This window comes from Cellulomonas sp. H30R-01, assembly GCF_010119915.1.
GTDB lineage: Bacteria > Actinomycetota > Actinomycetes > Actinomycetales > Cellulomonadaceae > Cellulomonas > Cellulomonas algicola.
The window spans coordinates 138248-161505 of record NZ_CP048210.1 but is presented as its reverse complement, the minus strand read 5'-3'; the positions used below and the strand labels follow the sequence as shown (position 1 = coordinate 161505).

Below are 23258 nucleotides of genomic sequence, written 5' to 3'. Positions count from 1 at the left end.
GCCAGGCGCCCGGGCACCGTCCGCGGCCGTGCCGGGGCCCGCGCACGGCATGATGTTCCCCGTGGCTGCGGAGACGAGGCGAGCACCCCGCTCGCGCATGACGGGGACCGAACGTCGTGCGCAGCTCCTCGACGTCTCCCGCCGGCTGTTCGCCGAGAAGGGCTTCGACGGGACCAGCATCGAGGAGATCGCGTCGCGCGCGGAGGTCTCGAAGCCGGTCGTGTACGAGCACTTCGGCGGCAAGGAGGGGATCTACGCGGTCGTCGTCGACCGGGAGATCCAGGCGCTGACCGGTGCGCTCACAGGTGCGCTCGAGGGCGGCGGCCACCCGAAGGTGCTGGTCGAGCGCACCGCGCTGGCCCTGCTCAGCTACATCGAGGCGTCGGAGGACGGCTTCCGGATCCTCGTGCGCGACTCCCCCGTGGCGCAGGCGACGGGCACGTTCTCGAGCCTCATCGGCGACGTCGCGACGCAGGTCGAGCACCTGCTGGCCGACCAGTTCCGCGGGCAGGGGCTCGACCCGCGCACCGCGCCGATCTACGCGCAGATGCTGGTCGGGATGGTCGCGCTCACGGGCCAGTGGTGGCTCGACGCGCGCCGCCCGCGCAAGGCCGAGGTCGCGGCGCACCTCGTGAACCTCGCGTGGAACGGGCTGGCCGGGCTCGAGCGGCGCCCGGAGCTCACACGGAACACCGAGCCGGTCGCGTGACGACACGCCCGGGTCCCGGTCCGGTTGTGTCGACGTCGAGTAATCTCGCGCTCATGACGCCGGGGACGGCGCCCGACGACCCGGGGGCGCAGGACGAGGTCGACCGGATCGTGCTCGCGTGGGAGCGCGAGCGGCCGGACCTCGACGTGCGCCCGCTGACGGTCCTCTCGCGCGTGAGCCGGCTCGCCCGCCACCTCGACCTCGCCCGCCGCGGAGCCTTCGCGCGGCACGACCTCGAGACCTGGGAGTTCGACGTCCTGTCGGCGCTGCGCCGCGCGGGCGCTCCCTACCGGCTCTCCCCCGGCGCGCTGCTCACGCAGACGCTCGTGACGAGCGGCACGATGACGAACCGCATCGACCGGCTCGTGGAGCACGGGCTGGTCGAGCGGCAGCCGTCGCCGGACGACCGGCGCGGCGTGCTGGTGCAGCTCACGGAGGCGGGCCGGACGCGGGTCGACGCGGCGTTCGCGGACCTGCTGGACGTCGAGCGCGGGCTCCTCGGCGAGCTCGACGAGGCGGACCGGCAGCGGCTCGCGGACCTGCTGCGTGAGGTCGTGGCACCGTTCGACGCGTCGTGAGGGCATGACGGCGGCCCGACCGGCCCCGAGGGCATGACGGCGGCGGCTCGGCGGGCTGCCGCGGACGGTGCGCGCGGGCTGCTGCTCGCCGCGGTCCTGCTCTACGCGCTCAACCTGCGCGCACCGATCACCGCGCTCGCCCCGGTCGTCGACGACGTCCAGGCCGACCTGGGCCTGTCCGCGGCGGGCGTCGGGCTGCTCACGGGCGTGCCGGTGCTGTGCTTCGCGCTGGCAACACCCCTCGTGGCTGTGCTGCTCGCACGGCAGGGCACGACGCGCGTCGTGACGGCGTCGCTCGTGACGGTGCTGGCCGGGACGGTCCTGCGGTCCGTCGACGGCTTCGGCACGGCGCTCGTCGGGACCGTGCTCATCGGGGTCGCGATCACCGCGGGGAACGTCGCGGTGCCGGTCGTGATCGGCCGCGACTTCCCGTCGGCGGTCCCCCGGGCAACGGGTCTCTACACCGCGGCGCTCAACGCGGGCAGCGTCCTGACGACGACCCTGACCGAGCCGCTCGCGTCGCTCGTCGGGTGGCGCTGGGCGCTCGCGTCATGGGGCGGCCTGGCGGTCGTGGGGCTCGTGGTGTGGCGGCGCGCGTACGGCCGGCGTGCCGATCCCCGGGTCCGGGCGGCGGGGGCCGCGGGCGACGACGAGGCACCGGAGGCCCGGTCGGGCGGGGACGCAGTCGCGGGAACGGCGGGCGCGCACGCGGGCCGCACGGTTCCGGACGCCCTGCGCCGGCCGGTGACCTGGCTGCTCGCGGTCTCGTTCGCGGGCCAGGCGTTCGGGTACTACGCCGTGAGCGCGTGGCTGCCGACCGTGCTGCACGACGGCACGGGCATGGACCCCACCGCGTCCGGCGGCGCCGCGGCGCTGTTCCAGCTGTTCGGGATGGTCGGCGGCGTGGCCGTGCCGATCGCGCTGTCGCGGCGCGTGCCGATGCGGGTGGTGTCGCTCGCGATCGCCCTGGGGTGGGTCACGCTGCCGATCGGGCTCGTGCTCGCGCCGGGCGCGTGGGGCGTGTGGTGCACGCTCGCGGGCGTCGCGCAGGGCGGCAACTTCGCGGTGATCTTCACGGTCGTCGCGCAGACCGCGGGGTCGCAGCGCGCGGCGCGACGCATGTCGGCGGCGGTGCAGAGCTTCGGGTACGCGTGCGGTGCCGCGGGACCGAGCGTGCTCGGCGCGGTGCACGCGGCGTCGGGCGGGTGGCAGGCGCCGCTCCTCGTGGTGCTCGGCTCGATCCTCACGATGGCCGTGGCGGCGCAGCTCGCGCTGCGCTCCGTGCGTCGGACGGCCTGACGGCGCACGGCTCGAGCGCGAGGGCGAGCGAGCGCGCGGCCTGCCGGCGCGGGGCCGGGCCGGCGTCAGGGCGCCGGCCGCCGCGAGGGCAGGTCGGTGCCGCGCGGCCGCGTGTCAGCCGACGACGCGCAGCATCGGCTCGAGCGCGAGCATCCCGGCGACACCGGCGGGCACCGTGACGGCGAGCCACCGGAGCGTCGCGCGCAGCGGCCCGGGTCGGCGTCCGACGGTGAGGAGCAGCGCGACGGCGACGGACCCGAAGACGAGGGCGTCCCCGACGTAGCCGAGCCGGATGCCGTAGGAGACGACGGCCTCGGTCGCCCAGACGGCGACGAGCAGCGCCTCGCCGAGCCCGCGCAGGCGTCCCGTCGCCGTGCGCCAGAGGTGGCCGGCGAGCCCGAAGACCGGCCCGCCGACGACGCCCGTCACGATCCACTCGGCGATCGAGGTGATCGAGAGCCCGAAGCCCCGCAGGTCCGCGGTGACGTAGTAGCCGACGACCTGCAGGACGCACGCGAGCAGGCCCGCGACGAGCGCGACCGGCCGGGTCCGCGTGCGGGCGCCGACGAGGAACGGCACGACGAGCCACGGCGACACCGCGTTCGCGAGCCCGGCGAACGGCGCGGGCAGGACCGTCTGGAGGAAGGACGTCGCGACGCCCCAGGCGAGCCCGAGCACCGCGGCGAGCCCGAGGACGGCGAGGGTCGCGGTGGTGCGGCGCGCGGGGGCGACGCCGGGGACGTCGACGGTGCTGGTCACGGCCCCGACGCTAGGTCCACGCACGGGTGCGTCGCGTCGGTCCGCGGGAGGGGTGTGCCGCGATCACGTCGGCCCATGGTCGGACGGGTCGACGACGTCGTGTGCGCCCGTAGGTCGACCCTCGGGCCCCTCGGCGTCTTAATGAGAACGATAGTCATCGTCTGCTACGGTCCTGCTCGTGACGCAGCCGCGTCGCGCCACGACCAGGAAGGAGCCGGTGCCGCCGCGCGGCACCTGACGACCTCATGACCCACACCCACGCCCGCCCCCGCCTCCGCGGTGCGAGCCGCGCGGCCGCGGCCGCACTCCCCCTCGTCCTCCTCGCGGCGTGCGCCGGCACCGCCGAGGACGCGCCCCCCGCGTCGACCGCGACCGAGAGCACGCCGTCGGACGGGGCCGCCGAGGCCGCGACCTACCAGCCCCGGCTCGTCGTCACCTACGACGGCGGCCTGCTCGTGCTCGACGCGGACACGCTCGCGACCGTCGACCGGATCGAGAAGGACGGCTTCCTGCGCGTGAACCCCGCGGGCGACGGCCGCCACGTGATGGTGTCGACCGACGCGGGCTTCCAGGTGCTCGACGCGGGCACCTGGGCCGAGGAGCACGGCGACCACGCCCACTACTGGACCGCCGACCCCGTCCTCACCGACGTCACCTACGCCGCCGAGAAGCCGGGGCACGTCGTCGTGCACGACGACCGCGTCGCGCTGTTCGACGACGGCACCGGCGAGGTCACGGTGCTCGACGTGCACGACGTCGCGGGCGGGGAGGACGCCGTGACCCGCACGTACACGACCCCGTCGCCGCACCACGGCGTCGCGGTGCTGCGCGGGGACGACGCGCTCGTCGTGTCGGACGGCACCGAGGAGGAGCGCAGCGGCGTGCGGCTGCTCGACGCGGACGACGCCGAGGTCGCCGCGACCGACGCGTGCCCCGGGGTGCACGGCGAGGCTGTCGCCGCGGACGAGGTCGTCGTCGTGGGTTGCCAGGACGGCCTCGTCGTCGTCGGCGAGGACACGATCACCAAGGTCGCGAGCCCCGACGCGTACGGGCGCATCGGCAACCAGGCGGGCAGCGAGGAGTCGCCCGTCGTGCTCGGCGACTACAAGTCCGACCCCGAGGCCGAGCTCGAGCGGCCGACGCGCGTGTCGCTCGTCGACACCCGCACCGCGTCGCTGCGCCTGGTCGACCTGCCGGCGTCGTACACCTTCCGCTCGCTCGGCCGCGGCCACGACGGCGAGGCCCTGGTCCTCGGGACCGACGGGTCGCTGCACGTGATCGACCCCGAGGCCGGGACGCTCACGCGCTCGATCCCGCTGATCGACGCGTGGACCGAGCCCGACGAGTGGCAGGAGCCCCGCCCGACGCTGCACGTCCTCGACCGGACCGCCTACGTCACGGACCCGGCGACGAACCGGGTGCTCGCGGTCGACGTCGCGACCGGCGAGGTGTGGCGGTCGGCCGAGCTCGACGTCACGCCGAACGAGCTGACGTCCGCGGCCGGGCGGCACGCGCACTGACGCCGCCCCTCCGACTCTCCCGGCGCCCGCGCGGTGGGGCGACCCGCGCGGGCGCCGGTGAGTCGTGCGGCCCGGCGACGAGCCGGACGGCCCGAGAGCCGGTCCGGCGCGCCGGGTGGTGGGTCGGTCAGGCCGGAAGCGCGACCGTGTGCCGACCCGCGTCGACGACGTCGCTCGCGACCGGCAGCTGCGTGGACGTGCGGTAGCCCTTGACGATCAGGTAGACCGCGAGGCTCATCTCCCAGGCGGTGACGGGGATCGCAGCGGCCATCGCGACCGGCGAGACCTGCGCGTACGCCCCGAACAGCACGAGCGTCGAGGACAGGAAGACGAGCGGGCCGCCGACGAGACCGAGCACCGTGATCGCGCGCGGGACGAGGCGCGCGCGGTGGACGACGGCCGCGAGCACGAGGGTGTTGAGACCGATCACGAGCCCAGGCCCGAGGAGGAACGTCCAGTCGTGCACGGCGACGAGGCCGTGCGCGACGGCGACGAGCGCGCCGTCGTCGGCGGTGCCCTCGACGCCCGCGGCGCGCTCCTGGCGCAGCGTGACGAGCGCGAGCGTCGCGACGATCCCGACGCAGATGACGGCGGCCTCGAGCAGCCGGCCCGCGACGTACGCGATCGACGCCGCGGGGGCGTGCCGCCGGATCACGGGGTAGATCGTGACGGCCGTCCCGATGCAGGACACCGCGAGCACGACCTCGAGGAGTCCGCCGAGCAGGACCTGCGTGTCGGCCCCGCCGCCGAGCACGTACCCCGGGTCGCTCAGCGCGGGCTGGTAGAGCGCGAGGCCCGCGACGGCCGCGACGGCGGCGAGGACGAAGAAGGCGCCGACGACGACGGCGTTCCCACGGCTGGACTTCATGACGGTGCTCCCGGCTCGATGAGGTGTACGGCGTACACCTGATGCGGACCGACTGTAGGTGTACGGTGTACACCGGTCAAGGAGGTGACCCGGATGGCGGAGGAGCGACGCGCGCCGCTCACGCGCGACCGCGTGCTGGACGCCGCGCTCGACCTCGCCGACGCCGAGGGTGTCGACGCCGTCAGCATGAGGCGGCTCGCGCAGGAGCTGGGCGTCGTCCCGATGGCGCTGTACAAGCACGTCGCGCACAAGGACGAGCTGCTCGACGCGATGGTCGACCGCGTGATAGGCGAGATCCCCGCGACCGATCCCGACCTGCCGTGGAAGGACGCGCTGCGCACCCGGATCCTCGACGCGCGCGCCGCGCTGCTCCGGCACCCGTGGGCCCGCCGCGTGCTCGAGGCGCAGGAGGCGCCGACGCCGGTCATCCTCGGCCACCTCGACGCGACCATCGCGATCCTGCTGCGCGGCGGCCTCACGACCGACCTCACGCACCACGTCATGCACACGCTCGGCAGCCGCGCGCTCGGGTTCAGCCAGGAGCTGCACACCGAGTCGACGGCCGCGGGCACGCCGCTCGACGACGAGACCGCCGCGATGTTCGTCGCCGCGTTCCCGCACGTCGTCGCGGTCGCGAGCGCGGCGTCGCACGATCCCGGCAGCGTCGTCGAGGCCGGCTGCGACGACCGGTTCGAGTTCGAGTTCTCGCTCGACCTCCTGCTCGACGGGATCGAGCGGCTGCACCGCGACGGTTGGTCGTCGGCGGCCGCGCGCGCCGGCCGCCGCACGCCTTGACCTGCACCGTCGACGGTCCGCGCCCGCCGCGCGCCCGCCGACCCGGACGCCTGTCCGTCTCACCCGGATCGTCCACGCCTCGGCGCACGGCTTGACGCATGCGAGCATGCGGTTAGGTTAGGCGAGCCTTCGCTGGGTAAGGATCACCTCACCGCGAAGCGCTCCACTTCGTCGACCCCAGGGGGGCCTCGCGTGCGCGAGCTGCTGTCGTCCCGCACCGCCGACCACTACGCCGACACGGTGCGCACCACCGTCGACCGGATCGCCGCACGCCTGCGGACCACCACCCAGCCGTACTCCGGCGCGACGCCCGCACAGCTGCGGTCGCTCGTCGACGCCGTCGACCTCGACGGGCCGGCGATCGGCACGCCCGCGGCGCTGCGCGAGGTCGACGACCTCGTCCTCGAGCACGCGGTGTGGTTCCACCTGCCGACCTACGCGGCCCACCTCAACTGCCCCGTCGTGCTCCCCGCCGTCGCGACCGAGGCCGTGCTCGCCGCCGTCAACCCGTCGGTCGACACCTTCGACCAGTCGGGGGTCGGGACGTTCGTCGAGCGCAGCGTCGTCGACTGGACCGCGCGCCGCATCGGCTTCGCCGCCGGGGACGGGATCTTCACCTCGGGCGGCACGCAGTCGAACCTGCAGGGGCTGCTGCTGGCGCGCGAGCACGCGCTCGCCGGCGTCGCCGACCGTGGCGCCATCCTGCCGCGGCTGCGCGTCGTCGCCAGCACGTCGAGCCACTTCAGCGTCCAGAAGGCCGCGCTCCTGCTGGGCCTCGCGACCGATGCCGTCGTCGCCGCCCCCGTCGACGCGGTCGGGCGGCTGCGGCCCGACGGCGTCGCGGCCACGCTCGCCGCGATCCGCGCCGCGGGCGACGTCCCGATGGCGGTCGTCGCGACCGCGGGCACGACCGACCGCGGCTGCGTCGACCCGCTCGACCCCGTCGCACGCGTCTGCGAGGCCGACGGCACGTGGCTGCACGTCGACGCCGCCTACGGCTGCGGGCTGCTCGTCTCCCCCACCCGCCGGCACCTGCTCGACGGCATCGAGCGCGCCCGCTCCGTCACCGTCGACTTCCACAAGAGCTTCTTCCAGCCGGTGTCGTCGAGCGCGCTCCTCGTGCGCGACCCCGCCGACCTCGCACCCGTCGCGTGGCATGCCGACTACCTCAACCCGCAGGACAGCGACGAGCCGAACCAGGTCGACAAGTCGCTCCAGACGACGCGCCGGTTCGACGCGCTCAAGCTCTGGACGACGCTGCGCGCGCTCGGCGCCGACCGGCTCGGGGCGATGTTCGACGAGGTGCTCGACCTCGCCGCCGCCGCGCAGCGGTGGGTCGACGAGGACGACGACCTCGTCCTCGTCGGGCGCTCGCAGCTGTCGACCGTCCTGTTCCGGTACCAGCCCGCGGGGGTCCCGGACGCGCAGGCCGACGCGCTCGTCCCCCAGGTCCGCGCGGCGCTGTTCGGCTCGGGGCGCGCGCTCGTCGCCAAGACGGTCGTCGACGGGCGGCCGTGCCTCAAGCTCACGCTGCTCAACCCCGACACGACGCTCGACGACGTCGCCGGCGTGCTCGAGCTCGTGCGCGCCGCCGGGGCCGCGCTCGTCGAGGGCGACGACCTGGTCGCGGACGCGGCGGCGGTGGCCCGGTGAGCGCGAGCGCGAACGGCACGACCGGCACCCGCACGCACGACCTCGTCGGCATCGGCATCGGCCCGTTCAACCTGGGCCTCGCCGCGCTCGCCGACCCGCTCGGGCTCGACGCGGTCTTCCTCGACGGCCGCGACGGCTTCGCGTGGCACCACGGGATGATGCTCGAGGGCGCGACCATCCAGGTCCCGTTCCTCGCCGACCTCGTGACGATGGCCGACCCGACGTCGCGCTTCTCGTTCCTCGCCTGGCTCAAGGCCACCGGGCGGCTCTACCCCTTCTACATCCGCGAGTCGTTCTACCCGCTGCGCGCCGAGTACGACGCGTACTGCCGGTGGGTCGCCGGCCGGCTCGCGACGCTGCGCTGGGGGCGCGCCGTCGTGCAGGTCGAGGCCGACGGCGACGACTACCTCGTGCGCGCCCAGCGGCCCGACGGCGGCGTCGAGACGTACCGGACGCGGCACGTCGTGCTCGGCGTCGGCACGCAGCCGGTGGTCCCGTCCGCGCTGCGGGGCCTCGGCGGGCCTGTCGTGCACAGCGCCGACTACCTGCCGTCCCGGGCGTCGCTGCAGGCGGCGCGCAGCGTGACCGTCGTCGGCAGCGGGCAGTCGGCGGCCGAGATCTACCGCGACCTGCTCGAGGACGTCGACCGGTGCGGCTACCGGCTCGACTGGGTCACGCGCTCACCGCGGTTCTTCCCGATGGAGTACACGAAGCTCACGCTCGAGATGACGTCCCCGGAGTACACGGACCACTTCCACGGCCTCCCGCCGGACGTGCGCGACCGGGTCGGGCGCGAGCAGCGCGCGCTGTCGAAGGGCATCAGCGCGGCGCTCGTCGACGACATCTACGACACGCTCTACCGCAAGAGCGCCGCCGGACCCGTCCCGACGACGCTCCTCACGGACACCGAGGTCGTCGGCGCGCGGTGGGACGGCGAGCGGTTCACGCTGCGGCTGCGGCACGGGCAGCTCGACGCCGAGCACGAGCGGACGACCGACGCGCTGGTCCTCGCGACCGGGTACGCCGCGCAGGTCCCCGCGTTCCTCGACCCCGTGCTCGACCGCCTCGACCTCGACGAGCGCGGACGGTTCGCCGTCGCGCGCGACTACTCCGTCGACGGCGGGCGCGGGCGCGTGTTCGTGCAGAACGGCGAGGAGCACACGCACGGCGTCACCGCACCCGACCTCGGGTTCGGCGCGTGGCGGTCGTCGGCGATCCTCGAGGCCGTCGTCGGGCACGAGGTCTACCCCCGCGAGCGCCGCATCGCGTTCCAGGAGTTCGGGGTGCCCGCCGACGCGCGACCGGTCGCGCCCGCCGACGCCGACGCGGACGTGCTCGTCGGCGGTGCCCGATGACGGCGACGACGGCCGCCTCGCTCGACGTGACGCTCGAGCCGCTCGACGCCGCCGCCCACCTCGCGCGCCTGCACGCGTGGCTCACGCACCCGCGGTCCACGGCGTGGGAGATGGGCCACCTGACCGTCGACGAGCTGCGCGCGTACCTCGACGACCTCGCGGCCGACCCGCACCAGCACGCGTGGCTGGGCCGTGTCGACGGGGAGCCGACGTTCCTCGTCGAGACGTACGACCCCGCGCACGTGCTGCTCGCCGCGGTCCACGACGCCGAGCCCGGCGACGTGGGCATGCACCTGCTCGTCGCGCCGCCGACCGGCGCCCCCGTGCACGGCCTCACCTCGGCCGTCATGCGGGAGGTCGTGCGGTTCGTGCTCGACGACCTCGGCGCGACGCGCGTCGTCGTCGAGCCCGACGTCACCAACACCCGCATCGCCGCGAAGAACGCCGCGGCCGGGTTCCGCGTGCTGCGGGAGGTCGACCTCCCCGGCAAGCGCGCGCTGCTGTCCGTCTGCACGCGCGCCGACCTCGCCGCGAGCCCCCTGGGAAGGACCCTGCGATGACCGCCACCACCGAACGTCCGGGCACCGGGCTGACGCCTCTGCGGAGCGCCGTCGCGCACCTGCGGCCCGAGACCATGGCCGTCGCGCAGCGGCACCTCGTCGCGAAGGCCCTGTCGGAGCTCACGCACGAGCGGCTGCTCGCGCCTGTCCTGGAGGAGTCCGCGGCGACGGCCACCGCTCCCGCCGAGCATCTCGAGCCCTCGGGGCCCGTCGACGACGAGCGCGACCCGCACGACTACCGCGTGGTCCTCGACCACGGCCGCGTCGTCTACCGGTTCCGTGCCCGTCGCCTGTCGCTGGAGCACTGGGCGCTCGACGAGGCCAGCCTGACGCGTGACGTCGACGGCGAGCCCGCGCCGCTCGACGCGATGGCGCTGGTCCTGGAGCTGCAGCCGCTGCTGCGCATCCCCGACCACCTGCTCGCGGTGTACCTGGAGGAGATCGCGTCGACGCTCGCGAGCGGCGCGTTCAAGGCGCACCACGGCGGCCCGTCGGCCGCGGACCTCGTCGGCGCACCGCTGTGGGAGGTCGAGGCCGCGATGACCGAGGGGCACCCGTCGTTCGTCGCGAACAACGGGCGCATCGGGTTCGGCGTCACCGAGCACGCGGCCTACGCGCCCGAGGCCGGCCGGCCCGTGCGGCTCGTGTGGCTCGCGGTGCGGCGCGACGTCAGCCACCTCGCGCTCGGCGCGGGGCTCGACGAGGACGCGTTCTACCTCGCGGAGCTGGGCGGCGCGACGATCGCCCGGTTCCACGCGCAGCTCCACGACCTGGGCCTCGACCCGGCCGGCTACCGCTGGCTGCCCGTGCACCCGTGGCAGTGGGAGCACCGGCTCGCGATCACGTTCGCGCCCGACGTCGCCCGCCGCGACCTCGTCCTCCTGGGCACGGGCGACGACGACCACCTGCCGCAGCAGTCGATCCGCACGCTGCTCAACGTGTCCGACCCGTCGCGGCACTACGTCAAGGTCGCGCTCGCGATCCAGAACATGGGCTTCCTGCGGGGCCTGTCCCCCGCGTACATGGCGGCGACACCGGTCATCAACGACTGGGTCGCGGACCTCGTCGCGGGTGACCCCGTGCTGGGCGCACTCGGGTTCCGCGTGCTGCGCGAGCGCGTCTCGATCGGGTACACCGGCGACGCGTACCACCGCACGCCGCAGCCGAACGCGCACCGCAAGATGGTCGCCGCGCTGTGGCGCGAGAGTCCCGTCCCGCTCGTCCCGGCCGGGCACGCGCTCGCGACCATGGCGTCGCTGCTGCACCGCGACGCGGACGGCGCGTCCTACGTCGGCGCGCTCGTCGCCGCGTCCGGGCTCGACGCGACCGCGTGGGTGCGGCGCTACCTCGACGTCTACCTCACGCCGCTCGTGCACTGCCTGCTCGCGCACGACCTCGCGTTCATGCCGCACGGCGAGAACGTCATCCTCGACCTCGACGCGCACGTGCCGGTCGGCGCGTTCCTCAAGGACATCGGCGAGGAGGTCGTCGTCCTCACCGACCGGCCCCTGCCCGACGAGGTCGCGCGCGTGCGGCACCCCGTGGACGCCGACGAGGCCGCGCTCGCCGTCTTCACCGACGTGTTCGACGGGTTCCTGCGGCACCTCGCCGCGATCCTCGACACCGACGGGCTGCTCGACGAGCGGGCGTTCTGGGGCCTCGTGGCGGACGTGATCGACGCGCACGCCGCACGCCACCCCGACCTGCACCGACGCGTCGACCTGCGCGCCCGGCGCTTCGCGCACTCGTGCCTCAACCGGCTCCAGCTGCGGAACACCGCGCAGATGGTCGACCTGACCGACCCGTCGGGCTCGCTCATCTACGCGGGCACGCTCGCCAACCCGGTCGCGCGGCGGCGCGACGCATGACGGCGTGCGCGTCCGCGTCCCCGGCGACGCGCGCCCGCGCGTGCGTGACGACGTGCGCGACCGCTCGGGCCCGCAGCAGGGTGGGCGCATGACGGTCGAGGTGTTCCGCGACGCGTGGGGCGTGCCGCACGTGCGCGCGGACGACGAGCTCGGCCTCGCGTACGGGCAAGGTCTCGTGACGGCGGTCGACCGCGCGTGGCAGGTCGAGGTCGACCTCTGGCGTGCGGAGGGTCGGCTCGCGGAGCGGATCGGCCCGGCGGGCATCGACTGGGACGTGCTCGCGCGACGCCTGCGCATCGCCCACACCGCGCGCCGGGTGCACGACGCGCTGCCCGACGACGACCGCGCGTGGCTCGCCGCGTACGTCCGTGGGATCGACGACGGCCTGCGCGGGCGACCCGTCGCGGAGGTCGAGGCGCTCGACGCGCACCTCGGCGGCTCCACCCCACGTGAGCCGTGGCCCGCGTGGGGACCGGTCGGGGTGCTGCTCGTCGCGCACGTGCTGTTCTCGACGTTCCCGCGGCTGCTGTGGAACGACCACGTCGCGCGCGCGCTCGGCGACGACGCCGTCGGCCTGTTCGACGCCGCGGGCGGTGCGGGCGACCCCGGCTCGGGCGGCAGCAACGCGTGGGCGCTGCACGGGTCGCGCACCGCGAGCGGTCTCCCGCTCGTCGCGGGCGACCCGCACCGCCTGCTCGAGCTCCCGGGCGTCTACCAGCAGGTCCGGCTCGCGTGCCCGGGCGTCGACGTCGTCGGGCTCGCGTTCCCGGGCGTCCCCGGGGTGCCGCACGTCGCGCACACGGGCGACGTCGCGTGGGGCGTGACGAACGCGATGGCGCACCACGTCGAGGTGTTCCGCGAGCGCCTGCGCCGGTCGTCCGACGGCTGGCAGGCGCGCGGGCCGGACGGCTGGGAGCCGGCGACGGTGCACGAGGAGACGGTCCGCGTCCGCGGCGGTGAGGACGTCCCGGTGCTGGTCGGCGAGACCGCGCGCGGCCCGGTGCTGTGGCAGGGCGGCACCGACGACCGTCCCGCGCCGCGCGACGACGAGACCTCGAGCCAGGAGGGCGCGTCAGACGACGGTCCTGCTCGCGTGGCCGTCCGCGCCCCGCGCGACGCCACGTCGGGCGGGAGCGGACGCGGCGCGGCGACCGGCGACGAGCCCGTCGAGCGCGACGCGTGGTCCGTGCGCTTCCCCGTGCGCGCGACCGCCGACGCGGGCGTCGGGTGCCTGCGTCGGCTGCTGCACGTGCGCACCGCGGCCCAGGTCGCCGACGTGCTGCGGGACTGGGTCGACCCGGTCAACCGCGTGCTCGTCGCGGACCGGCGCGGCGTGGTCCTGCGCGTCGTCGCCGGACGGGTCCCCGACCGCGACGCGGGCCTCCGGCACCGCCCGCACGACGCGTGGTCCGACGCCGGGCGCCCGCCGCGCTGGGTGTCGCCCGTCGACCCCGAGCCGGTCGCCGACGTCGCGGTCGACGCCAACGAGCGCCCCGCACGCCCCGACCAGGACCTGGGCGCGCTGTACGCCCCACCGCAGCGAGCCCGTCGCATCCGCACGCTGCTCGACGCGACCCGCGACGAGCCCGCGAACGCGGCGAGCACCGCGCGCGTGCACGGCGACGTGCGGCACGACGGCGCCGCCCGCCTCCTCGCGCACCTCCCGCCCGCCGACGTGGACGTCTCGGCCGCCGCCGTGGACCTGTCGGCCGACGCACGCAGGCTGCGCGACCGGCTCCTGGCGTGGGACCGGGAGATGGCGGCCGACAGCCGGAGCGCGGCCGACTTCGCACGCTGGCGGTCGGCCCTCGTCCGACGCGTCGCCGCGCACCCGTCGCTCGCGGCCCTGCACGACGACGCGGGCGCCGGCCCTGTCCTCGCGCCGTGGTTCGTCGTGCCCGCACGGGTCGCCGACGCGCTTCCCGCGCTCCTCGACGCGGACCGCGCGGACCCGGACCGCCTGCGTCTCGACGGACCGGCCCTGGTCCGTGCCGCGCTCGAGGACGTGGTCGCCGAGGCCCACGGGGACGGCGCGCCCGCCGACGCGCCCGCCTGGGCGGACCTGCACCGCCTGCATCCCCTGCACGTGCTCGACGAGGTCCCGGGGTGCGCGTCCCCGTTCCGGGTGGACGCCGGCGTCGGCGGCGACACGGAGTGCGTGCGCTCGACGTCGTCGACCCCCGGCGTCACGCACCGGTCGTGGCGCGTCTCGGTCGCGCGCTACGTGTGGGACCTGGCCGACCGGGAGCGCAGCCGCTGGAACGTGCCGTTCGGCGCGAGCGGCGTGCCCGGCGACCCGCACGCCCTCGACCAGCTCGACGCGTGGCTCGACGCCCGCACGACCGAGGTCGTCACCGACTGGGACCGGCTGCACCGGGAGGACCTGCCATGACCACCACCGCCCCCACGACGGGCGCGCGCCTGCGCTCGGGCCCGCGCGGCACGGTCGTCGACGAGCGCGACGTGCCCGGCCTGGGCGTCCTCACGACGACGGTCCTCGACCCCGACGGCGACCTCGACACCGTGCACGCCTGGGTCACGCAGCCGCACACCGGGTTCTGGGGCCTCGGCGGGCTGAGCCGCACCGAGCTGCGCGACACGTACGCGTTCGTCGACGGCCTGCCGAGCCATCACGCGTTCCTGCTGCGCCGCGACGGCCTGCCCGTCGCGCTGCTGCAGACGTACGAGCCCGAGCACGACCCGGTCGGCGAGGCCTACGACGTCCAGCCGGGCGACCTCGGCCTGCACTTCCTGCTCGGTGCGCGCGGCCGCCCGACCCCGCGCTTCTCGACGCTGCTCATGGGTGCCGTGCTCGACGCGCTCTTCGAACCGCCGGCCGCACGTCGCGTCGTCATCGAGCCCGACGCGCGCAACGACCGGGCGGTGTCACGCGCCATCCGCCAGGGCTTCGTGCTCGGACCCGTCGTCGACCTCCCGACCAAGCGCGCACAGCTCGCCTTCCTCACCCGCGAGCGCTGGGCGCAGGTACGCCCCACGACGTCGGGCGCGTGAGGCTCCGCACGCGCGACGACCGCCGCACGGACGCACCGGGCGTCAGGCGCGCTCGATCGCGAACGCCAGCAGGAACCCGACGGTCGCGATGAGGCCGGCGTACAGGTGGGTCCGCTCGAACGCCTCGGGAATCATCGTGTCGGCCACCATCGCGAGGATCGCCCCGGCGGCGACGGCCGTGATCGCCGCGACCACCTGCGCCGGGGCGTCCTGGAGCAGCAACGCGCCGAGGAGCGCGGCGAGCCCGCTCGCGACGGCGATACCGCCCCACACCCCGAAGACGTAGCGCGCGCTGCGCCCCGCGTTGCGCATCCCGGAGGCGCTCGACAACCCCTCCGGGAGGTTCGAGATCGCGATGGCGGCCAGCACGGACACGCCGACGCCTCCGCCGCCCAGCAGCGAGAGCCCGAGGACGACGGACTCCGGGATCCCGTCGAGCAGCGCACCGATCGCGATCGCGGCACCGCTGCCGCTCTCCTCCGGGCCCGACTGCTGGTCCTGCGAGCGCTTGCGGTGCCGGGCACCGCGCCGGGCGAGCACGACGTTCGCGCCGACGTACGCGAGCGCGCCCGCGAGGAACCCGACGACGGTCGCCGTCAGGCCGCCCGTGCGCTCCGCCTCGTCGACGAGGTCGAACGCCAGCGCCGAGATGAGCACACCGGCTCCGAACGCCATGATCCCGGCGACCACGCGCTGCGGGACGCGCAGCCGCCACCCCACGAGCGCGCCGAGGACGAGCGCCGCACCTGCGACGAGGCCCCACAGGCCCGCCTCCGCCCACACGGGCACGACGACCTCCGCTCTGCCCGGCTCCCCGTCGACGCGGGCGAGCGCGGTGACGACGCCCCGGCTCGACGCCGACCGACGAGCCACGCTCGCAGCCCCCACCACGCCCGGCAACCGCGCGGCGTCGGCGACGTCCGCCGCGGCCGGAGGTCCGTCGCGACCGCCGCGTGAGGATCATCCTTGTCGCGCGCGGTCCAGGAGCGGACGCTGGACGGGTCGGGCGCACGAGGATCGGGGGGACCTCGCCATGGCCGGGACGTCGAGCGAGCCGGAGCAGCAGCCGCACCTCGGGGCGGTCACGTGGGCGCCGCTGCACGACCGCGCGAGCGCGCTCCGCTCGGTGCGGTGGTGGAGCGCCGCGGGTGGTGCGGGGTTCGCCGTCGCGGCGTCGGTCGCGGTCGTCGTCGCCGGGACGTCGGCGGACCGAGCGCTCGCGATGTACGGCATCGGCGCGGCGGTCGCGGTCGGGGCGCTGCTCGTCGGCGTCGGCGTCGGCCTGCTCACCGCGGAGGCCGTGCGGTCCGACGCGTTCGCCGTCCCGCCCGTGCCCCACACGCCGCCCGACCCCGACAAGCCCCAGTCGGCCGTGGGCGGGATGCTGCCCGCGGGAGCCACGCTCGAGCAGCTCGGCACGTTCCTCGGCACCGTCCGGCAGGTGCTCGCGGGGCTGTCGCCCGGCCGCATCTGCACGATGCTGGGCACGCTGCTGCTCGTGGTCGGGGCGGCGACGGCCGTCGCGGCGTCGAACCTGCTGGGCGCGTGACCGCCGGACGGCGCAGCCCGGGCCCGGACTAGCCCGCGACCTCCGCGGCCTCGAGCCAGGCGGCCTCGAGGTCGTCCTTCTCGGCGGCGAGCGTGCGCAGCTCGGCATCGAGCGCGAGGACGGCCTGGTGGTCGGTCGCCTGCGCGGCCATCTTGTCGTGCAGGTCCTTCTCGAGGTCGGCGATGCGCGACAGCCGTCGCTCGATGCGCGCGATCTCCTTGCGGGCGGCGCGGACCTCGGCCTGCGTGGGACCCGCGACGGCGGTGGCGTCCCCCGGCAGCGGCGTGTCGGAGGCGGGCGAGGTCGCCGCGGGCGGCTGGGCCTCACTTGCCGCGTGGCGCAGCTCGAGGTACTGCTCGACGCCGCCGGGCAGGTCGCGGAGCTTCGCGTCGCCGAGCAGCGCGACCTGCCGGTCGCACACGCGCTCGAGCAGGTACCGGTCGTGCGAGACGACGACGAGCGTGCCGGGCCAGCCGTCGAGCAGGTCCTCGAGCGCGGCGAGCGTGTCGGTGTCGAGGTCGTTGGTCGGCTCGTCGAGCAGCAGCACGTTGGGCTCGCCGACGAGCAGCCGCAGCAGCTGCAGGCGCCGCCGCTCGCCACCGGACAGGTCGCGCACCGGGGTGCGCGCGCGGTCGCGCGGGAAGCCGAGCCGTTCGACGAGCTGCGACGCGGTGAGCTCCTTGCCGCCGACGACGATCGACCGCTTCTCGCGCTCGACGACCTCGACGACGCGCAGGTCCGCGAGCTCGTCGAGGTCCTCGACGTCCTGCCGCAGCTCGGCGACCGCGACGGTCTTGCCGCGCTTGACCCGCCCGGACGTGGGCGCGAGCCGCCCGGCGAGCAGGCGCAGCAGCGTCGTCTTGCCGGCGCCGTTGACGCCGACGACCCCGATCCGGTCGCCCGGGCCCAGCCGCCAGGTCACGTCGTCGAGCAGCACCTTGTCGCCGAACGCGAGGGTCACGTCCTCGACGTCGAGCACGTCCTTGCCGAGCCGGGCCGTCGCCATGCGGGCGAGCTCCATGCGGTCGCGCGGCGGCGGCTCGTCGGCGATGAGCGCGTTCGCGGCGTCGATGCGGAACCGCGGCTTCGACGTGCGGGCGGGTGCGCCGCGCCGCAGCCACGCGAGCTCCTTGCGCAGCAGGTTCTGCCGCTTCTCCTCCGTGGTGGCCGCGGTCCGCGCACGCTCCGCGCGTGCGAGCACGTAGGCGGCGTACCCGCCGTCGTACTGGTCGACGCCGCCGTCGTGCACCTCCCAGGTGCGCGTGCACACCGCGTCGAGGAACCAGCGGTCGTGCGTCACGACGACGAGCGCACCGGACCCGCGCGCGTACCGCTCGACGAGGTGCGCGGCGAGCCACGCGACCCCCTCGACGTCGAGGTGGTTGGTGGGCTCGTCGAGCACGAGCACCTCGTCGTCGCGGACCAGCAGCGCCGCGAGCGCGACCCGGCGACGCTGCCCGCCGGACAGCGACGACACGTCGGTGTCGAGGCCGACGTCGGACAGCAGGCCCGCGTGCACCGCGCGGATGCGTGCGTCGGACGCCCACTCGTGCGCGTCGGCCGACCCGTGCACCGCGTCGAGGACCGTGCCGGGCGTGAGCTCGTCGCGCTGGTCGAGCACGGCGACCCGGGCACCGCCCGCGCGCGTGACGCGTCCGGCGTCCGGCCCCTGGAGGCCGGCGAGGACGCGCAGCAGGGTGGACTTGCCGGCGCCGTTGGGACCGACGACGCCGATGCGCTGGCCGTCGTCCAGGCCGAGGCTGACCTCGTCGAGGAGCGTGCGCGTGCCGAGCGTGAGGGTGACGCGGTCCGCGCCGAGCAGGTGAGCCATCGAGGCGACAGGCTACCCGCCGGGATCGGGCCCTCGACGACCGCGCTGGTCACCGGCCGCGGTCACCGGCCGCCGACGCCGCACGGCGACGACCGGTCAGTCCGTCGCCGACACCACCCGGGCACCTGCGACCGGACCGGCGGCGGTGAGCACGCGGTCCGCGACGCCCGACGCGGTGAACGCGGCCGCGAGGACGAGCGCGTGCTGCCGGCTGCGTGCGAGCGCGGCGACGGTCGGGCCGGACCCGGACACGATCACGCCGAGCGCCCCCGCGTCCTCAGCCACGGCGAGCGGCTCGGCGAGGCCGGGGTCGAGCTCGAGGGCCGCCGTCTGCAGGTCGTTGTGGAGCGCGGCACCGAGCGCACGGGCGTCACCGGCGCGCAGCGCCTGCATGAGCGGGACGTCCGCCTCGGCGTCCGGCTCGGCGGGGGTGTCGTGCCCGTGCAGCTCGTCGAAGGCGCGGTACACGGCGGGCGTCGACAGGCCGCGGTGCTGCACCGCGAACGCCCAGTGGAACTCGCCGCGCGTGAGGGCCGGCGTCAGCAGGTGCCCGCGCCCCGACCCGACGGCGGTGTGGCCGGTCAGGGAGAACGGCACGTCCGACCCGAGGCTCGCGGCGAGGTCCAGGAGGTCGTCGCGGCTCAGGCCGGTCCGCCAGAGCGCGTCGCACGCGACCAGCGCGGCAGCGGCGTCGGCCGAGCCGCCCGCCATGCCGCCCGCGACGGGCACGTCCTTGACGACGTGCAGGTGCACACCGGTGTCGATCCCGACGCGCTCGGCGAGCAGGCGTGCGGCCTGGAGCGCGAGGTTGCCGTCGTCGGTCGGGACGACCTCCGCCTGCGGTCCGCTCACCGTGAGCTCGAAGGTCTCCGACGGCGTCGCGACGACCTCCTCGAAGACGCCGACCGCCTGGAACACCGTCGACAGCGGGTGGTAGCCGTCCTCGTCGCGCGGCCCGACGCGCAGCGAGAGGTTGATCTTCCCGGGCGCGCGGACCCTGACCTCGTGCTCGGGCAGCGGGGCCACGGGGGTCAGCGTCACGGCTCCACTGTGCCAGGTCCGCCAGGACCCGCGCCCGCGGGGGACGCGAGCTGCTCGGCGATGCGTGCGAACGCCTCGATGTCGAGCCTCTCGCCCCGGGCCTGCGGGTCCACGCCCGCGGCGACGAGCGCGGCCTGCGCGGCGTCGGCCGACCCGGCGAGCGTGGCGAGGGCTGGGCGCAGCATCTTGCGCCGCTGCGCGAACGCCGCGTCGACGACCGCGAACACCTCCTCGCGGGCCGCGGTGGTCGTCGGCGGCTCGCGGCGGTCGAGCCGGACCAGCGCGGAGTCGACGTTCGGGACGGGCCAGAACACGGAGCGGCCGACCGTCGCGGTGCGGCGCGCGTGCGTGTACCAGGCGGCCTTCGCCGACGGCACGCCGTACGTGCGGCTGCCGGGCGGTGCGGCGAGGCGGTCCGCGACCTCGGCCTGCACCATGACGAGCGCCCGCTCGAGGGAGTCGAACCGCTCGAGGAACGTCAGCAGGACGGGCACGGACACGTTGTAGGGCAGGTTGGCGACGAGCGCGACGGGCGGCTTCCCGGGGAGCTCGCGCACCTCGAGGGCGTCGCGCAGCACGACCGTCAGACGGTCGCGCCCGTCCGCGTCGCGCAGCACGACGACGGGCGAGCCGTCCACGTCGTCGGCCTGCACCACCGTGAGCCCGGGCACGTGCTCCGCGACCGTGCCGGGCAGCAGCCGCGCGAGGACCGGGTCGATCTCGACCGCGACGACGTCCGCGTCCGCCTCGAGCAGCCCGAGCGTCAGCGACCCGAGTCCGGGACCGACCTCGACGACGCGCTCCCCCGGCCCGACGTCGGCCTGCCGCACGATCTTGCGGACGGTGCCCGCGTCGAGCACGAAGTTCTGCCCCAGGGTCTTGGTGGGCCGCACCCCGGCCCGCTCGGCGAGCGCCCGGATCTCCGCGGGCCCGAGCAGCGAGGTCGACATGGCGAAGAGCCTAGGCGCTCGCGCGGGGACGCCGACGCCCGCCGACCCCGGGGCGGGGTGGCGGGCGTCGGAGCGCGTCAGGGACGCGTCAGGAGAAGAGGTACTTCCCGCAGTGCGGCCACTGGCCCGCACCCGAGCGGTTGTACAGCATCTTCGCGCGCGCGGTCTGCTCGTCGGGGCTGGCCTGGGACGGGAGGCCGGCGCCGCCGACCGCCTGCCACGTCGCCACCGAGAACTGGTAGAGGCCGTGGTACTTGCCCGTCGACGACACGGCGGCGGGGTTGCCGCCGGACTCGCACCTCGCGAGCGCGGCCCAGTTGAGCGAGTCGGCGCTGCCGCCCGCCGTGATCGGGCCGGCCGCGGCCGTCGAGCCGGACGACGGCGCCTTGGGGGCCGGCGCCGGGCGGGCCTTGGTGCCCGTCTTGACGAGCTCGTCGACCGGGGCCTGCGTGACCTGGTCCGACACCGTCTCGCGGGCCGTCTCGACGCCGTCGACCGTCGTGACGCGCTCGACGAGCGTGCGCACGCCCGCGACGCCCGCGACGGCGACCTTGCGCTGCCCGGTGTAGAGGGTCGCGTCCTCCTGCGTGCTCGACGCGAACGGCACCGCGTGGGTCGAGGCGACCTCCTGCACGGCGACACGGTTCACGACGACCTGCACGCGCCCCTCGGGCGACTGGCGGACCGAGACGCGGTCGAGCGGGTTGAGCGTGATGCCGAGCTCGCCGAGCACCTGCGCGACGCGTGCGTCGCCGTCCGGCGTCTGGAGCGTCTGGCCGTCGACGAGGACGTCGGCGGAGCCGTGCAGCGTGAGGTCGAGCGCGAGCTCGGGGCGGCCGCCGGCGGCGGAGCGGGACGCGACGAGGGCGACGTCGTCCGCGCGGGACGCGAGCGTGTCGAGCGCCTCGTCGGCGGTGATCGCGGTGGTCCACACCGGCTTCTCGGTGCCGTCGAGGGAGACGGTCACCTGGCGCGCGTGGCGCACGACGACGTCGGTGCCCTCGGTGAGCGCACCGCTCGGCGTGACGACGTCACGCTCGCCGAGCTGGACGCCGTGCTCGGCGAGCAGCCCGTCGACGGAGCCGGCGAACGTCGTGACGCGCACGACCTCACCGTCGACGTCGAGCGTCACGGCCTTGTTCGCGTGGGCGTAGCCGGCCGTCGCGCCCCCCACGAGGAGGACCGTGGCGGCGGCGACGAGCGGGACCAGTCGACGACCGGACCGGAGGCCCTTCGTCGCGGCGCCCTGACCGTCGGTGGCGGTCGGGGTCTCGTCCCCCGGCGTCTGGGGGGACTCGGCGCTGGTGCGCGCGAAGGAACTGCGGAATCGGGTCGTGAAGGTCACGAGGCTCCAGCCGTCGTCGTGCCCGGGCACGGGGTCCAGGTCGCGCCCGCGCAGGGCACCCGGTGGGCACGTGGCACGTGGCGCACGCGGGAGGTCGACCCTCGGGTCGTCCCCCACCGGTCCCGGATCCCCGATCCGGCCGTCGTGACGGCTGCTGTCCGAGCCGTCGCACGGCCCTGCACCACCGACTGCGACCGCCGCGTGTCAGAGGCACACGGGGGCCCGGACGGGCAGGACCGACACGCGACCGTAACGGAACCGTGACAGATCTCCAAGCCCGCGCAGGCGCACCGGCGGGGTGAGAGACGTCACACGGGAGCGTCGCCGCAGGTCAGCGGCGCGCGGCGGGACGGGTCAGTACCAGCCCTTGGCCTGGCTGTGCGCCCACGCACCGCACGGGGTGCCGTACCGGGCGCTGATGTAGTTGAGGCCCCAGGTGATCTGCGTCGCGGGGTTCGTCTGCCAGTCCGCGCCGACCGTCGCCATCTTCGAACCGGGCAGCGCCTGCGGGATGCCGTACGCCCCCGACGACCTGTTCTCGGCGTTGACGCGCCAGCCGCTCTCCTTGTTCCAGAGCGACAGCAGGCACGCGAACTGGTCGTCGCCCCAGCCGCGGGCCGCGGCCATCTCCTTGCCCATCGCCTGCGCGGTACCGGGCTCGACCGCGACCGTCGACGGGTCCGGGAGCTCCGCGGTGCCGACCCGCACGACCTGCGTCACGGGCGGGGTCGTGACGACCGACGCGATCGGCGTCCGGCCCACGACGACGCCGCCCACGACCTGCAGCTCGTACATCGTCGTGCGCACGCCCGCGCGACCCTTGGTCTTCACGACCTTGTTGCCCTTGACGAGCGTCGCGTCCTCGACCTCCTGGGTCTCGAACGGCATCGCCTCGGTGAGGGTCTCACCGCCCGTGCCGGCGCGCGTGACCAGCACGACGAGGCCGTCGACCGCCGTCGCGTCGAGCGGCACCGACACCTTGTCGCCCTCGTTCAGCACCAGGCCGACGTCCTTGAGCGCGTCGCGCACGACCGCGGCGCTGCTCAGACCGTCGATGACCTGGCCGTCGACGACCAGGTGGATCGTCTTGAGGGTGGAGACGCGCAGCACGTCACCGCGCTCCAGCGCCGAGCTGCGGGACGCCGACAGGCGCACCTCGCCGTCGCGGAGCCCGAGGCCGTCGACGGCCTCGCCCACCGTGAGCGCCGTGCTCCAGACGGTGCGCTCCTCGCCGTCGACCTCGACCTGCAGCTCGTGACCGTGCCTCACGACGATCTGCCCGCCGCGCGCGATCGGGTCCGCCAGCCCGGGTGCCACGAGGTCGCGCTCCCCGACCTGCACGTCGCTGCCCTCGAGCACGTCCGCGACCGTCCGGCCGAACGCCTGCACCTCGACCGACCGGCCGTCGACGTCGAGCGTGACCTCCTTGTGCAGCACCGCGAACGCGCTGGTCACGCCGACGACGAGGGCCAGGACCACGGCCCGCGCGACGGCGGGCAGCGCGCGCGACCGCGCGGCGGTCACGGGCGGGTGGTCAGGGCGCACGCGGTGGGTCCTTCGGGCCGG

19 protein-coding genes and 2 pseudogenes are annotated in these 23258 nt (G+C 75.6%); 12 read left to right on the top strand and 9 right to left on the bottom strand.

From position 1 onward, the window contains the following. Positions 1-97: 97 nt before the first annotated feature. From GXP71_RS00740 to GXP71_RS00730, 3 genes are read left to right on the top strand one after another with little or no spacing between them, the layout of a single operon-like run. Complete coding sequence (locus tag GXP71_RS00740) at positions 98-709, top strand: TetR/AcrR family transcriptional regulator (RefSeq protein WP_162351089.1); 612 nt, start codon at positions 98-100, stop codon at positions 707-709. 53 nt (positions 710-762) lie between these two features. Continuing rightward, positions 763-1287 carry a MarR family winged helix-turn-helix transcriptional regulator gene (locus tag GXP71_RS00735; protein WP_124344215.1) on the top strand — a complete coding sequence of 175 codons (525 nt, stop codon included), beginning with the start codon at positions 763-765 and terminating at the stop codon, positions 1285-1287. A 33-nt stretch (positions 1288-1320) separates the two neighbouring features. After that, positions 1321-2586 carry a CynX/NimT family MFS transporter gene (locus tag GXP71_RS00730; protein ID WP_162351088.1) on the top strand — a complete coding sequence of 422 codons (1266 nt, stop codon included), beginning with the start codon at positions 1321-1323 and terminating at the stop codon, positions 2584-2586. A gap of 114 nt (positions 2587-2700) precedes the next feature. On the opposite strand, the gene GXP71_RS00725 is transcribed toward GXP71_RS00730, so the two are convergent. Next, complete coding sequence (locus GXP71_RS00725) at positions 2701-3345, bottom strand: DUF6518 family protein (protein WP_162351087.1); 645 nt, start codon at positions 3343-3345, stop codon at positions 2701-2703. A 245-nt stretch (positions 3346-3590) separates the two neighbouring features. Here GXP71_RS00725 and aztD point away from each other — a divergent pair, with 245 nt between their 5' ends. Further along, entirely contained in the window at positions 3591-4865 is a 1275-nt protein-coding gene (gene aztD / locus GXP71_RS00720; RefSeq protein ID WP_162351086.1) for a zinc metallochaperone AztD, read from the top strand. A 127-nt stretch (positions 4866-4992) separates the two neighbouring features. Here the strand turns inward: aztD and GXP71_RS00715 are convergent, their stop codons facing one another. Beyond that, the gene (locus tag GXP71_RS00715) at positions 4993-5733 is read right to left on the bottom strand and encodes a DUF4386 domain-containing protein (RefSeq protein ID WP_162351085.1); all 741 of its coding nucleotides are present in this window, start codon (positions 5731-5733) and stop codon (positions 4993-4995) included. Positions 5734-5826: 93 nt separating this feature from the next. Between GXP71_RS00715 and GXP71_RS00710 the strand changes: the two genes are divergently transcribed. From GXP71_RS00710 to GXP71_RS00680, 7 genes are all read left to right on the top strand, one after another. Next, positions 5827-6528, top strand: a complete 702-nt coding sequence (locus GXP71_RS00710) for a TetR/AcrR family transcriptional regulator (protein WP_162351084.1) — start codon at positions 5827-5829, stop codon at positions 6526-6528. Positions 6529-6720: 192 nt separating this feature from the next. After that, positions 6721-8181, top strand: a complete 1461-nt coding sequence (locus GXP71_RS00705; protein WP_162351083.1) for a pyridoxal-dependent decarboxylase — start codon at positions 6721-6723, stop codon at positions 8179-8181. Then, the gene (locus tag GXP71_RS00700) at positions 8178-9536 is read left to right on the top strand and encodes a lysine N(6)-hydroxylase/L-ornithine N(5)-oxygenase family protein (protein ID WP_162351082.1); all 1359 of its coding nucleotides are present in this window, start codon (positions 8178-8180) and stop codon (positions 9534-9536) included. Before GXP71_RS00705 ends, GXP71_RS00700 begins: the two co-directional genes overlap by 4 nt. Further along, on the top strand, positions 9533-10096 hold the full coding sequence (locus GXP71_RS20615) for a GNAT family N-acetyltransferase (protein ID WP_162351081.1): 564 nt from the start codon (positions 9533-9535) through the stop codon (positions 10094-10096). Before GXP71_RS00700 ends, GXP71_RS20615 begins: the two co-directional genes overlap by 4 nt. Continuing rightward, complete coding sequence (locus GXP71_RS00690) at positions 10093-11964, top strand: IucA/IucC family siderophore biosynthesis protein (protein ID WP_162351080.1); 1872 nt, start codon at positions 10093-10095, stop codon at positions 11962-11964. The genes GXP71_RS20615 and GXP71_RS00690 overlap by 4 nt, the downstream gene beginning before the upstream one ends. A gap of 88 nt (positions 11965-12052) precedes the next feature. Next, a complete protein-coding gene (locus GXP71_RS00685; protein WP_162351079.1) occupies positions 12053-14356 on the top strand; it encodes a penicillin acylase family protein in 2304 nt (767 codons plus the stop codon). Then, entirely contained in the window at positions 14353-14976 is a 624-nt protein-coding gene (locus GXP71_RS00680; protein ID WP_162351078.1) for a GNAT family N-acetyltransferase, read from the top strand. Before GXP71_RS00685 ends, GXP71_RS00680 begins: the two co-directional genes overlap by 4 nt. A 42-nt stretch (positions 14977-15018) precedes the next feature. Here the strand turns inward: GXP71_RS00680 and GXP71_RS00675 are convergent, their stop codons facing one another. Further along, positions 15019-15765 carry a ZIP family metal transporter gene (locus GXP71_RS00675; RefSeq protein WP_162354130.1) on the bottom strand — a complete coding sequence of 249 codons (747 nt, stop codon included), beginning with the start codon at positions 15763-15765 and terminating at the stop codon, positions 15019-15021. Between the two features lie 244 nt (positions 15766-16009). Here GXP71_RS00675 and GXP71_RS00670 point away from each other — a divergent pair, with 244 nt between their 5' ends. After that, complete coding sequence (locus tag GXP71_RS00670) at positions 16010-16525, top strand: hypothetical protein (RefSeq protein WP_162351077.1); 516 nt, start codon at positions 16010-16012, stop codon at positions 16523-16525. A 28-nt stretch (positions 16526-16553) separates the two neighbouring features. Here GXP71_RS00670 and GXP71_RS20610 read toward each other — a convergent pair. The 6 genes and pseudogenes from GXP71_RS20610 to GXP71_RS00645 all read right to left on the bottom strand — a co-directional run. Continuing rightward, positions 16554-17720: pseudogene (locus GXP71_RS20610) on the bottom strand (ATP-binding cassette domain-containing protein); the annotation flags it as partial. Between the two features lie 153 nt (positions 17721-17873). After that, positions 17874-18356, bottom strand: a pseudogene (locus GXP71_RS20605) (ATP-binding cassette domain-containing protein); the annotation flags it as partial. A 96-nt stretch (positions 18357-18452) separates the two neighbouring features. Beyond that, entirely contained in the window at positions 18453-19397 is a 945-nt protein-coding gene (locus GXP71_RS00660) for a 4-(cytidine 5'-diphospho)-2-C-methyl-D-erythritol kinase (protein WP_162351075.1), read from the bottom strand. Then, positions 19394-20347, bottom strand: a complete 954-nt coding sequence (rsmA, locus tag GXP71_RS00655) for a 16S rRNA (adenine(1518)-N(6)/adenine(1519)-N(6))-dimethyltransferase RsmA (RefSeq protein WP_162351074.1) — start codon at positions 20345-20347, stop codon at positions 19394-19396. The genes GXP71_RS00660 and rsmA overlap by 4 nt, the downstream gene beginning before the upstream one ends. Positions 20348-20435: 88 nt before the next feature. Next, positions 20436-21722 carry a resuscitation-promoting factor gene (locus GXP71_RS00650; RefSeq protein ID WP_238402536.1) on the bottom strand — a complete coding sequence of 429 codons (1287 nt, stop codon included), beginning with the start codon at positions 21720-21722 and terminating at the stop codon, positions 20436-20438. 324 nt (positions 21723-22046) lie between these two features. After that, complete coding sequence (locus tag GXP71_RS00645; RefSeq protein ID WP_238402535.1) at positions 22047-23237, bottom strand: ubiquitin-like domain-containing protein; 1191 nt, start codon at positions 23235-23237, stop codon at positions 22047-22049. Positions 23238-23258: the final 21 nt, after the last annotated feature.

What these genes read in the sequence shown, in the direction of transcription:
- GXP71_RS20615 (WP_162351081.1), top strand. Translation starts at nt 9,533, where the DNA reads ATGACGGCGACGACGGCCGCCTCGCTCGACGTGACGCTCGAGCCGCTC.
- rsmA (WP_162351074.1), bottom strand. Translation starts at nt 20,347, where the DNA reads ATGTCGACCTCGCTGCTCGGGCCCGCGGAGATCCGGGCGCTCGCCGAG.
- GXP71_RS00690 (WP_162351080.1), top strand. Translation starts at nt 10,093, where the DNA reads ATGACCGCCACCACCGAACGTCCGGGCACCGGGCTGACGCCTCTGCGG.
- GXP71_RS00670 (WP_162351077.1), top strand. Translation starts at nt 16,010, where the DNA reads ATGGCCGGGACGTCGAGCGAGCCGGAGCAGCAGCCGCACCTCGGGGCG.
- GXP71_RS00730 (WP_162351088.1), top strand. Translation starts at nt 1,321, where the DNA reads ATGACGGCGGCGGCTCGGCGGGCTGCCGCGGACGGTGCGCGCGGGCTG.
- GXP71_RS00735 (WP_124344215.1), top strand. Translation starts at nt 763, where the DNA reads ATGACGCCGGGGACGGCGCCCGACGACCCGGGGGCGCAGGACGAGGTC.
- GXP71_RS00680 (WP_162351078.1), top strand. Translation starts at nt 14,353, where the DNA reads ATGACCACCACCGCCCCCACGACGGGCGCGCGCCTGCGCTCGGGCCCG.
- GXP71_RS00685 (WP_162351079.1), top strand. Translation starts at nt 12,053, where the DNA reads ATGACGGTCGAGGTGTTCCGCGACGCGTGGGGCGTGCCGCACGTGCGC.
- GXP71_RS00740 (WP_162351089.1), top strand. Translation starts at nt 98, where the DNA reads ATGACGGGGACCGAACGTCGTGCGCAGCTCCTCGACGTCTCCCGCCGG.
- GXP71_RS00715 (WP_162351085.1), bottom strand. Translation starts at nt 5,733, where the DNA reads ATGAAGTCCAGCCGTGGGAACGCCGTCGTCGTCGGCGCCTTCTTCGTC.
- aztD (WP_162351086.1), top strand. Translation starts at nt 3,591, where the DNA reads ATGACCCACACCCACGCCCGCCCCCGCCTCCGCGGTGCGAGCCGCGCG.
- GXP71_RS00710 (WP_162351084.1), top strand. Translation starts at nt 5,827, where the DNA reads ATGGCGGAGGAGCGACGCGCGCCGCTCACGCGCGACCGCGTGCTGGAC.